The sequence below is a fragment of the Morganella psychrotolerans genome, from assembly GCF_965118875.1.
Taxonomy (GTDB): Bacteria; Pseudomonadota; Gammaproteobacteria; order Enterobacterales; family Enterobacteriaceae; genus Morganella; species Morganella psychrotolerans_C.
On the sequence record NZ_CBCPJD010000030.1, the window covers coordinates 1 to 11758 of the forward strand.

Genomic DNA, 11758 nt, shown 5'->3' on the forward strand with positions numbered 1-11758 from the left:
TAAAATCATCCGTGTATCGAATGAATTGTTGCAGGACAGCGGAATTGATATCGAATCCTATCTTGCTGCCCGTATCGCTCAGCGTATTGGTCGCGGTGAGGCTAAATATCTGGTGAAAGGTACCGGTGTCGGTGCACCCGTTCAGCCGAAAGGGCTTGATGCATCTGTTACCGGCACAGTTGAGTCAGCAGCAGCGATCTCCTGGACGGACATTAATGCCCTGAAACACGCCATCGACCCGGCATACCGTAACAGTCCTAAATTCCGTCTGGCATTTAATGACAGCACCCTGAAGTCACTCACTGAAATGGTAGATGGTAATAAGCGGCCGTTATGGTTGCCGGAAATTACCGGTGTCGCACCGGCTACCATTCTCGGGATGCAATACGCCATTGACCAGGCTATCGACAGTGCGGAAGCGGGTAAAAAATTCATCTTCTGTGGTGACTTTGACCGTTTTATTATCCGCCGCGTTACTTATATGACGCTGAAACGGCTGGTGGAGCGTTACGCCGAATTTGACCAGACAGCATTCCTCGCGTTCCACCGCTTCGATTGCTGCCTGGAAGATACCTCTGCGATTAAGGCGCTGGTGGCTAAAGGTGCCGGAAAATAACCCGGGCTTAACCGAACCCGCCGCTTAATTGCGGTTTTTTTGTGCCTGCGGTCCGGTGCGGCCGCAGGTAATGGTGGAAATATGCCGTTACCGACACTTGAAAAACTGAGAGCGCAGTGCCGTATCGATGAAGACAATGACCTTGAAGATACCTTGCTTCAGACGTACCTCGGTGCTGCAAAAAGCCGGGCAGAAAACTATACCAACCGGACGCTGTATGACAGCGATATTCCGGATACAGATCCCGATGGCTTGCTGATTTCAGATGATATTGAAGTTGCTATGCTTATTTTCGTAAGTTATCTGTATGAATGTCGTGAAAACGCAGCAATTCCGGCGAGTTTTTTTTCACTACTTGGTCCGTATCGTTTTATTCCGTTGTAGAGGTGGGTTTTATGCAGATCGGCAGATTACGACACCGGGTTACATTTCAGCGTTCTGAGTTAACCAAATTACCTTCCGGCCAGCGCGAAAACCAATGGATCACCGTTACAACAACCTGGGCAGAAGTCAAACCCATCAGCGGGCGTGAATTACTGACTGCCGGTGCGGAAATGTCAGAAATCACCGTTCGTGTCTGGATGCGTTACCGTCCTGACATAAATGCTGCATGCCGGATGATATATCGCGATCAGGTATACGATATTCAGTCTGTTATCCCTGACGTGAAATTTACCCGACTTGAACTGCTGTGCAAACAGGGGGTTAAAGATGGTTGATATGGGGCTGGATTTCTCCGGGCTTGCGGCGCTTGCGCGGGATCTGGAATCACTCAGTAAAGCTGAAAACACCCGTGTACTCCGGGAGGCAACAGGTGCGGCTGCGGTAATGCTGAGGGATGAAGTCAGGCAGAGCGCTCCGCGCAGAACGGGAAAACTGGTGCGCAATATTGTCGCCGGCGGACAGCGGAGCCGGAACAACTCAGAGGTTGTTTCCGGTGTCTATGTGCGCGGCACAAATGCCTCCGGAACCAACAGCGATAACTCCATGAAAGCCAATGATCCGCGTAATGCTTATTACTGGCGTTTTCTTGAGAACGGTACATCAAAAATGGCACCTCAGCCGTTTATCCGTCCTGCATTTGACAGTAAAGCGGATGAGGCTGCTGATCTGGCGATGAGTAAACTGAGCCAGGCTATCGATAAGGTGCTGAGCGGATGAAAGAATCGGATTTGTTTTCGTTACTTGATCCTGTGCTCCCGGACAAGGTTTTTCCGTATGTGGCACCGCAGGATGAACCAAACATTCAGCCGCCGTGGTGTATTTTTTCACATTACGATGTCATCGGTGACGTGCTGTGTGGTCGCGCCGAAACAATGACGAACATCCAGATTGATATCTATGCGAAAACCATAGATGAAGCGCGGCAAATCCGGGAGTGGGCAATTGCTGCACTCACTCCGCTTTCTCCGGAAAGCTTTACCGAAAAGCAGGGATATGAAACAGATACCGCGCTTTTCCGTGCCACGCTGGAATGCCAGGTCCGGCAATAAACAAAACCCATCCCATAAGCTGCTGCGGCAGCTTTTTTTATGCTTACAGGAAAATAACTATGTCGAGCAAATATGAAAAATCGCAGGGAACAAAAATCAGTATTTCCAAGCTACCTGCAACAGAGGTGAATCCGATCCCTGCCGCTGATTTTCTACAACTGGCTTGTGCGTCGAAAGAGATCAGTTATACCGGCGGGCAAAAGTCCGATATTGACGTCACAACCCTGTGCTCCACTGAGCAGGAAATGACGAATGGTCTGGCTTCCCCGGGCGAGGTATCAGTTTCCGGGAACTGGTCACCGGATGAAGGGCAGGAAGCACTGCGTGCCGCTTACGATAACGACACTATTCACCTTTTCAGAGTGGAGTTCCCGTCAGGCAACGGGTATGCATTTCTTGCGGAAGTCCGCCAGAACAGCTGGAGCGCCGCAACCAGTGGTCTGGTCACTGCATCATTCACACTGCGGATGAAAGGCAAGCCGGTTCCGGTTAAAGGCGGGGTGGTAGTTGATTTGGGAAAGGGGGAATAATCAGTGGCGAATTCAAAACTATCGTTAAGAGATCTGGCGCTCAGTCCAAAAAACGCATTCCGGTCAAAGACAGTGACGGTTCCTGAGTGGAATGGTGCGACCATTATTCTGCGCGAACCTTCGTCAGCTGCCTGGCTTAAATGGCGGGAACTGATGAGCGCGGACGCCGGAAGTGAAGAGAACAAATCAGAGGCAGAGCAGGCTCAGCGGAACCTGCGTGCTGATGTGGTGATGTTCTCTGACGTGCTGCTGGATGAAGATAAAGAGCGCGTTTTCAGTGACGATGATACGGATACCGTGATGGAAATCTACGGTCCTGTTCATGCACGCCTGCTGAAACAGGCGCTGGATTTAATGACAACCCCGGATGAAGCAGAAAAAAAGTAGCGCGGCCTGAAACATTCTTTTTAATGACACTGGCGCTCCGGATGGGGCGCACAGTGGATGAGTTAACCCGCAGCATGAGTACCAGTGAGTTAACCATGTGGATGGCATTTGATCGCATCAGTCCGATTGGTGATATCCGTGGCGACATACAGACGGCGCATATCGTTTCTTCATTGTATGAATCTCAGGGCGGGAAGATGAACCTGAGTGACGCGATGCTGCAATGGGTAAAGCAGGACAACGACACTGCCGGTGATGGTCTGGAAAGTTTCCTTGGATCCATTTCTGAGAACTGATTTTATTTACTGAACGGGGGTGCTCAATGGCAAAGCTTCGCGAACTTATTATTAAAATCTCTGCTGACTCATCCTCGTTTCAGTCTGAGATAGCCCGTGCATCACGGATGGGGGAGAACTATTACCGGACACTGGAGCAGGGCGGGCGCAAAGCAGCAATGGCTTCCCGCGAGACTAAGCGTGCTATCGGCGAACTGAATAATGAGCTTTCATCGATAAAAAGTACCGTAACCGGCGTTATGGGCGCGATGGCAGGTGCATTCGCCACACAGCAACTGATCGGGTACGCCGATGCCTGGAGCCAGTTAAGCGGGCGACTGAAACTCGCTTCTGTGTCTGCCGAAGATTTCAGCCGCGCACAGCAGGAACTGATGTCACTGAGTCAGCGCACCGGAACCTCACTGGCGGCAAACACCAATCTATACGCCCGCATAGCCCAGTCGATGCGTGATGCGGGTTACGCGTCAGGTGATGTGGCAAAGGTAACAGAAACCATCGCCACCTCACTGATTCTATCCGGTGCAAGTGCGGCAGAAGCCAGTTCTGTCACTACTCAGCTCAGTCAGGCTCTTGCGTCAGGCGTGTTACGTGGTGAGGAATTTAACTCCGTCATGGAAAACGGCGGACGGTTAGCCAGACTTCTGGCTGCCGGGATGGGAACAACAATTGGCGGTCTGCGTGAAATGGCGCAGAGCGGGCAGCTGACGACAGATAAAATCGTCCCGATACTGACAAATACGGAGCAACTCAGAAAGGAATTTGAGCAGTTACCGCAGACCGTCAGTATGGCATCTCAAAAAGTGGAAAATGCCTTTATGGCATGGGTTGGCGGCGCTAATGAAGCGTCCGGTGCCACAAGTTCGCTTACCGGGGCGCTCAATGGTATTGCCGGCAACATTGACAGTATCGCGACTGTTGCCGGTGCACTGATTGGTGTCGGGCTGGCGCGTTATTTCGGCGGACTGGCCACCAGTGTAGCCAGAGCAACTATTGGGGTGGCAAATGCCGCTAAAGGTGAAGTTGCACTGGCGCAGGCGCAGGTTCGCGGCACACAGGTTGCTGTCGCCAGAGCCAGAGCGGCGGAATACCGGGCACAAAAATCACTGGCCGCCGCGCGTGGAACAGATGCACAGGCAGGGGCGGAAAAGCGGCTTGCCGCCGTACAGGCATCAGTTGCCCGTAATGTTAACGCGAGAACCATCGCGCAGAATAACCTGAATAACGTCACCTCTGTCGGATCGCGACTTCTTGGCGGTGCGCTCGGGTTGGTTGGTGGTATCCCCGGACTGGTTATGCTGGGTGCCGGAGCCTGGTACACGATGTATCAGCGTCAGGAGCAGGCGCGGCAGTCTGCCCGTGAATATGCAGCGACCATTGATCAGGTTCTTATTAATCTGAGCAAAATGACGCTTCCGGAAACATCTGACAACTTCGGGAAAACAAAGAAATCTCTGGCTGAGATAAATCAGCTTATTGATGAACAACAGCAAAAAGTCAGCCGCGCACAGCGGGATGTTGATGCGCTAAATGACGCCAGAGCCAATCCTGCATATTCAGGGACTCTTGATGATGCAGATCTTGCCGGCGGACTGGCGAAGGCAACGGCTAACCTCGCTGTTGAGCAGGGCGCACTCAATGATCTGAATAAGAAATCTGAAGAGATTCAGTCCGCCCTGAAGGCTGTCGAAAGTCAGCGTGACTTCCTGATACGACAGCAGGTCTGGTCGCAGAATAATATGCGTGATTCACTGTTACTGGTGAATGCTGAGCACACTGAATTCAACCGTATTATGTCAGCAGGCAATCAGATTCTGACCAATCGTCAGGCGCTGGTGAACAGTCCTATGCGCATTCCTGCCGCAGTACTCAGCGATAAACAACAGGATTTTATTAAAAAATCTGACAGGGATAAAGAGCTGTCATCGCTTACCGGTGAAGCCAGGGTTACCCGTCAGGCAGAGTTTGCGGCAGATGATATTGGGTTAACAAACAAGCCGGAATTTATCGACAGCAGGCTGAAATATATCGATAACCAGGTGTCAGCCTATCAAAATCAGGAAAAACTGAGCGAGGCCTTAAAGGCCGGTAAAAGCGCACAAAGCGCATACAACAAAGAGCAAAAAGACGCAGAGCGGCAAGCGGAACAATACAGCCGGAAAATAGCCGATCTTAGTGTTGCCACTGAGGTTCAGAAAGTCAGGGCTACTCAGGGAGAAAAGGCGGCTGATCTGTACGCCGCCTCCCATGAATCCGGTGCTAAATGGACGAATGAGCAGAGCAAAGCTATCCGGCAATCCTCCGTTGCCCTGGCTGAATGGACCCAAAAAGCGGATGAGGCAGTCAGAAAACAGCGGGAAATGGATGATGCACTGAAAGCCATGCGTGACGGTGCCCGGAAATTCAGTGATGAAGCTGAGCAGATTGATGAAACACGGAGAATGGGTGGCAACAGACGCAGTCATTATGATGAAAGACAACAGATTGACCGTGTTTATACAAAGTCAGATCAGGGACGCAGTGCCACTGAGGCGTATACCCGGGAAGTTGACGCGCTCAATCTGAAATACCAGAAGATAAAAGAAGCCCAGTCAGACTGGACTGCCGGTGTGTCGCGGGGCATGGAGAACTGGGTAACGGAGAGTGGCAACTATGCAGAACAGACCGCTTCCGCTGTGCAAAATGCCATGGGTGGCATGGTGAATAATATCACCGACATGCTGAACGGCAACAAAGCCAGTTGGCGGGATTGGTCAATTGAAGTGCTTAAATCCATTCAGAAAATACTGGTTAATGCCGCTATAGTTAACACCATTAAATCTATGTCGGGAGCTGGCGGATGGCTGGGTGAAATAGGTGGATTTATTGCTGGCGGAATTACTGCAAACGCAAAAGGCGGGGTTTATGACTCTCCGGGGCTCAGTGCTTACAGTAATGAGGTCGTCAGCAGCCCGACTTATTTTGCATTTGCGAAGGGGGCGGGTCTGATGGGCGAGGCAGGACCGGAAGCCATTATGCCGCTGACACGATCTTCTGATGGCTCTTTAGGTGTTCGCGTAACAACGGACTCTTCCGGCAGTGGTGATAATCCGGATGGTAATAACCGGAAAAGCCCCGCCGGTGTTTATATGCCGGTCAGTATCGGGGATATTCATTTTGGAAGCGCCAACGCCCAAGGGAATCAGGACAAAGCTGATACATCAGGCATTAAGCAGCAACTCAAATCTGAAATCACCACCACAATTAATGAACAGGTTCAGAGGCCTGGTACGCCGCTCTGGAATGCTGTATACGGGAAACGATAATGATAGAAATATTCACATGGTGCCCGCGGGTAAACCCCGTTGAAGAAGTAACCTACAAAACCCGGAAGGCTAAATTCGGTGACGGGTACGAACAGGTATCTGGTGATGGTATTAATTCCCGCAATCAGAAATGGTCACTTGAGTTTGTCGGCAATGATGAATACGTCACTGAAATCCGCCGGTTCATTGATAATCACGGCGGGATCCGGGCGTTTCAGTGGCGCCCACCGCTGGAGCCGCTAGGCTTATACCGCTGCGAAGACCCGAAGCTGACCCCGCTGGGGAGCAATAATTACTCTCTTTCCCTCACCTTTACCCAGGCATTTAAACCATGATCACATCAGATTATCAAAGGCTGGAGCCGGGCAGTGCTGTCCGGTTGTTTGAGGTTGACGGCTCAGCGTTCGGCGCGCCGGACATTCTGCGCTTTCATGCCTATAACATACCGCACACCGAAGCCGAAATTGCGGCGGTCGGTGGTGATGCCGAAAAGCTGCCGGCTAAATCTGTCTGGTGGCAAGGTGAAGAATACCGGGCGTGGCCGGTGCATATCGAGGGGCTGGAAGCATCAACAACCGGTTCCGGCGCGCAGCCTAAGTTATCCGTTGCCAATCTGGACGGGTCGATCACGGCGCTGTGCCTTGCCTATGACGACATGCTGAAAGCAAAGGTTACGATACATGACACGCTGGTACATTATCTCGATGCCGCCAATTTCCCGGAGGGTAACCCAACAGCGGATCCGACACAGGAGCGGGTATCTGTTTTCTACATTGACAGCAAACCCTCAGAAACCGGTGAAATCGTTGAGTTTGAATTAGCCAGTCCGATGGATTTACAAGGTGTTCTGATCCCGACCCGCCAGTTACATTCTATGTGTACCTGGTGCATTCGCGGTAAATATAAATCCGGTGACGGTTGCAGCTATGCCGGGCAAAACGGCTGGTTCGATAAACACGGAAATCCGGTTGACGACCCCGCACAGGATCAGTGCAGCGGTATGCTGAACACCGGCTGCTTCCTGCGCTTTGGCAAAAACAACCCGATCCCGTTCGGTGGTTTTCCGGGAACATCGTTATTAAGGAAATAGTCATGCGTAAAACTATTCAGGATGCTATTTTTGCACATGCCGAACAGGAATATCCCCGTGAATGCTGCGGGGTGATCGCTCAAAAATCCCGCGTTATAAAATATTTCCCGTGCCGCAATGTTGCCGGTGAGCCGGAAGAACACTTTATTTTATCGCCGGAAGATTACGCCGCCGCCGAAGACTGGGGAACGGTGACCGGCGTTGTTCACAGTCACCCGGACGCCACCACACAACCCTCTGAACTGGATAAGGCGCAGTGTGATGCGCTAGGGGTTCCGTGGTATATCGTCAGTTGTCCGGAAGGTGATATCCGTACCATTCAACCACGCGGCGACCTTCCGCTGGTGGGGCGACTGTTTGTGCTCGGCTTTACTGATTGCTACGGGCTGGTGATGGATTATTACCGGCAGGAGTATAGCATTCACCTACCTGACGGACGTGTTGATTATCCGTGGTGGGAGCAGGGCGAAAACCGCTATGCCGATAATTGGCAGGCGGCTGGCTTTGTTCAGGTTGCAGATCCTCAGCCCGGCGATGTTATCGTGATGCAGGTACAAGCAAAAGTCGCCAACCATGCAGGCGTCCTCCTGGCGGATAATATGCTCCTGCATCATTTATACGGACACCTTAGTCAGCGGGCTCCCTATGGTGGGTACTGGCGCGACCGCACAGTTATGATACTGAGACATAAAATATTCATGACAAAATAATTAACCACGGATACCCTTGTCAATGTGTTTATATTATCTGGATGGTGTCATGAAAAATATATTTATCATTCTTGTAGCATTATTTATATCTGGCTGCGTAGCAAAACCAACAATGATAGAGGAGCAGCATGCTGACTACGGTGATAAGCCTAGTAAAGAACTGTATGAGGCAAAAGTAAAAGCATACCAGGAGAGCCGCTTAAAAGATCCTATGTCAGCAGTGTATTCTTTCTCCGAACCAAGGAAGGGGTGGTGCATATTTAATGGCAAGGTAAACTTTGGTTGGATTGTTGATTACACATTGAATGCAAAAAATTCATATGGTGGCTACGTAGGAACTAAACCAGAATTTACAATTTTGCAAAACAACACAGCCTGGCACATGCCATTTTATCGAAAAGATAGTTGTGGTTATCAGTAATATTATCTAAACCCGCTGCTGCGGGTTTTTTATAGGTGGAATATGTCACAGGAAATAATGGTAAATATAGAGCTCGGTGGCGTTCTTGGTAAAACTTTTGGCAAAGTACATCAGAGACTCATCAGCACAACATCAGAATCAATCCGCGCACTATGTTGTACGATCCCGGGGGTTGAGCAATTTTTAAATACAAGTAAGGCGCGGGGGCTGACTTATGCCGTATTCCGTGGAAAGAAAAATATTGGTAAAGATGATCTCGGGCTACCTGTGACCGGAGATGTCATTCGTATTGTACCTGTCATTATTGGCAGTAAAAAAGCTGGCGCACTACAAACTATTTTTGGTGCCGTTTTGGTTGTCGCTGGCGCTTTGGTTTCTATGCTTTCGTATGGGTGGGCTTCACCGGTTGGTGGGGCGATGATGCAAATGGGTGCGGCAATGGCACTCGGCGGCGTAATCCAAATGCTGTCCCCGCAGCCCGGCGGACTCGCCATGAAAGACCAGGGCGAAAACAAGCCCTCATACGCATTCGGATCCCCGACTAACACTGTTTCACAGGGCTATCCTGTTCCTATCGGTTACGGCAAACGCCGCATAGGTGGTGCCATTATTTCAGCCGGTATCTACGTCGAAGATCAGCAGTAACCCCTTTCTCAGTTTTTATCAGGAAACCCCATGATGAACTCAATCACCGGTCGCAAAGGTGGCGACAGCAGCCCGCGCACGCCTGTAGAACAGCCGGACGACTTACAATCCACAGCAAAAGCAAAGTTACTTCTGGCGCTCGGTGAGGGAGAATTTGCCGGTGATCTGACCGGGAAAAATATCTTTCTGGATAGTACACCGCTGCTGAATTATGACGGCTCAGAGAACTTCAGCGGCGTGGTTTGGGAATACCGTCCAGGCACTCAGGCACAAACCTACATTCCGGGAATGCCGTCTGCTGAAAATGAAATTAATGTCGGTACCGTTATTCAGAGTAACACTCCGTGGGTTCGCGCATTCACCAACCCGCAGTTATCTGCGATCCGTATCCGCCTGAAATGGCCGTCACTGTTCCGTCAGGAAGATAACGGCGACATGACCGGCAACGAAGTAAAATACGCCATTGATCTGCAAACAGACGGCGGGAGCTGGAAAACGGCGGTGGACGGCAGTGCCAAAGGCAAAACCACCTCAGGCTATGAGCGCACCCACCGTATCGAACTGCCGCAGTCCGCCACATCATGGACGCTGCGCGTCCGTAAAATCACCCCGGATGCGAACAGCGCCAAAATCGGTGACGCGATAGTGCTGCAAAGCTACACCGAAGTAATTGACGCCAAACTGACTTATCCTCATACCGCACTGCTCTACATCGAGTTTGACTCAAAACAGTTTAACGGCAGCATTCCGCAGATCACCTGTGAACCGAAGATGCGCGTTATCCGGGTACCATCGAATTACGATCCGGAACACCGCGCCTACTCCGGAACGTGGGACGGCTCGTTTAAATGGGCGTGGACCAATAACCCCGCCTGGATATTTTACGACATCGTCGTTTCTGATCGCTTCGGTCTTGGCGACCGCATCAAAATGCAGAATATCGACAAATGGGAGCTGTACCGCGTTGCACAATACTGTGACCAGTTGGTGCCGGACGGCAGGGGCGGCAGCGGTACCGAGCCGCGCTATGTGTGTGATGTCTACGTGCAGGACAGAAACGAGGCATACACCGTGCTGCGTGACTTTGCCGCTATCTTCCGGGGCATGACCTACTGGGGTGGTAATCAGATTGTCACCCTGGCGGATATGCCGCGCGATATTGATTACAGCTACACAAAAGCCAACGTCATTGAGGGTCATTTCGGGTACTCCGGGAGCAGCAGCAAAGCCCGTTATTCCTCTGCGCTGGTATCGTATTCGGATCCGCTTAATGGTTACTCCGATGCCATGGAGCCGGTATTTGAAACAGAGCTGGTATCACGGTTCGGCTTTAATCAGCTGGAAATGACCGCCATTGGTTGCAGCCGGCAATCCGAAGCCAACCGTAAGGGACGGTGGGGCATTCTGACCAACAATAAAGACCGTATGGTGACCTTCGGTGTCGGTATGGACGGCAATATCCCGCAGCCCGGGTACATCATTGCGGTTGCCGATGAGTGGGTATCCGGAAAAGTAACCGGCGGACGCGTCAGTGCCGCAGACGGGCGGAGTATCACCCTCGACCGTAAAGCTGACGCCGCAGCAGGGGACCGGCTGATGCTCAACCTGCCGTCCGGTAAATCACAGGCCCGCACTATTCAGATGGTCACTGATAACATTATCACCGTCACCACCGCGTACAGTGAAGCGCCTGAGGCGGAATGTGTGTGGGTGGTTGAATCTGACGACCTGTACGCACAGCAATACCGCGTTATCAGCGTGACAGAGAACGACGACGGCACATTCACCATCTCGGCCACCGCGCACGACCCTGACAAATATGACCGGATTGATACCGGCGCGGTGCTCGATGAGCGCCCGGTAAGTGTGATCCCGCCCGGCAACCAGTTCCCGCCGAAAGACATCATTATTGATTCTTACTCTGTCATCCGGCAGGGGATCAGCGTGGAAACCATGCGGGCAACCTGGCAACCGGCAGACAATGCCATCGCCTATGAAGCGCAGTGGCGGCGTGATGATGGTAACTGGATAAACGTATTACGTAACTCAACTACGTCATTTGAAGTGCAGGGCGTGTATTCAGGGCGTTATCTGGTGCGCGTCCGGGCAATCAATGCGGCTGAGATATCCAGCGGCTGGGGGTATTCAGAAGAAACCCGGCTGACCGGCAAAGTCGGGGATCCGCCGGTGCCGCTTAACTTCCGTGCATCAACACTGGTTTTCGGTATTAAAATTAACTGGGAATTCGGGCCGTTCACAGAAGACACC

Annotated in this window: 15 protein-coding genes; all 15 read left to right on the top strand. The window is 51.6% G+C overall.

Features of this window, described 5'->3' with window-relative positions:
- Nucleotides 1-616 (top strand): phage major capsid protein (locus tag ACMHKJ_RS18905; protein WP_413496340.1); only part of this gene is annotated, 616 nt, incomplete at its 5' end.
- Between the two features lie 81 nt (nt 617-697).
- Entirely contained in the window at nt 698-1000 is a 303-nt protein-coding gene (locus ACMHKJ_RS18910; protein WP_413496342.1) for a head-tail connector protein, read from the top strand.
- A gap of 11 nt (nt 1001-1011) precedes the next feature.
- Nucleotides 1012-1335 (top strand): phage head closure protein, encoded by a 324-nt coding sequence (locus ACMHKJ_RS18915; protein WP_413496344.1) that lies wholly within the window; start codon nt 1012-1014, stop codon nt 1333-1335.
- A complete protein-coding gene (locus ACMHKJ_RS18920; RefSeq protein WP_413496346.1) occupies nt 1328-1777 on the top strand; it encodes an HK97-gp10 family putative phage morphogenesis protein in 450 nt (149 codons plus the stop codon). The genes ACMHKJ_RS18915 and ACMHKJ_RS18920 overlap by 8 nt, the downstream gene beginning before the upstream one ends.
- The gene (locus ACMHKJ_RS18925; RefSeq protein ID WP_413496348.1) at nt 1774-2109 is read left to right on the top strand and encodes a hypothetical protein; all 336 of its coding nucleotides are present in this window, start codon (nt 1774-1776) and stop codon (nt 2107-2109) included. The genes ACMHKJ_RS18920 and ACMHKJ_RS18925 overlap by 4 nt, the downstream gene beginning before the upstream one ends.
- A 59-nt stretch (nt 2110-2168) precedes the next feature.
- Nucleotides 2169-2639, top strand: coding sequence for a phage tail tube protein (locus tag ACMHKJ_RS18930; RefSeq protein ID WP_413496350.1), 471 nt, complete (start codon nt 2169-2171; stop codon nt 2637-2639).
- Between the two features lie 3 nt (nt 2640-2642).
- Nucleotides 2643-3026 carry a phage tail assembly chaperone gene (locus ACMHKJ_RS18935; protein WP_413496352.1) on the top strand — a complete coding sequence of 128 codons (384 nt, stop codon included), beginning with the start codon at nt 2643-2645 and terminating at the stop codon, nt 3024-3026.
- Nucleotides 3027-3049: 23 nt separating this feature from the next.
- Nucleotides 3050-3322, top strand: a complete 273-nt coding sequence (locus tag ACMHKJ_RS18940; protein WP_413496354.1) for a phage tail assembly protein T — start codon at nt 3050-3052, stop codon at nt 3320-3322.
- 26 nt (nt 3323-3348) lie between these two features.
- Entirely contained in the window at nt 3349-6624 is a 3276-nt protein-coding gene (locus tag ACMHKJ_RS18945) for a phage tail tape measure protein (RefSeq protein ID WP_413496356.1), read from the top strand.
- Nucleotides 6621-6959 (top strand): phage tail protein, encoded by a 339-nt coding sequence (locus ACMHKJ_RS18950; RefSeq protein ID WP_413496365.1) that lies wholly within the window; start codon nt 6621-6623, stop codon nt 6957-6959. Before ACMHKJ_RS18945 ends, ACMHKJ_RS18950 begins: the two co-directional genes overlap by 4 nt.
- Complete coding sequence (locus ACMHKJ_RS18955) at nt 6956-7714, top strand: phage minor tail protein L (protein ID WP_413496358.1); 759 nt, start codon at nt 6956-6958, stop codon at nt 7712-7714. Before ACMHKJ_RS18950 ends, ACMHKJ_RS18955 begins: the two co-directional genes overlap by 4 nt.
- A gap of 2 nt (nt 7715-7716) precedes the next feature.
- Nucleotides 7717-8424, top strand: coding sequence for a C40 family peptidase (locus tag ACMHKJ_RS18960; RefSeq protein ID WP_413496359.1), 708 nt, complete (start codon nt 7717-7719; stop codon nt 8422-8424).
- Nucleotides 8425-8473: 49 nt separating this feature from the next.
- Nucleotides 8474-8845, top strand: a complete 372-nt coding sequence (locus ACMHKJ_RS18965) for a hypothetical protein (RefSeq protein WP_413496361.1) — start codon at nt 8474-8476, stop codon at nt 8843-8845.
- A 57-nt stretch (nt 8846-8902) separates the two neighbouring features.
- Nucleotides 8903-9490: a tail assembly protein gene (locus ACMHKJ_RS18970; protein ID WP_413496363.1), complete on the top strand. Its 588-nt coding sequence runs from the start codon at nt 8903-8905 to the stop codon at nt 9488-9490.
- Nucleotides 9491-9523: 33 nt separating this feature from the next.
- Nucleotides 9524-11758: TipJ family phage tail tip protein (locus ACMHKJ_RS18975; protein ID WP_413496367.1), on the top strand; the 2235-nt coding region annotated here is incomplete at its 3' end.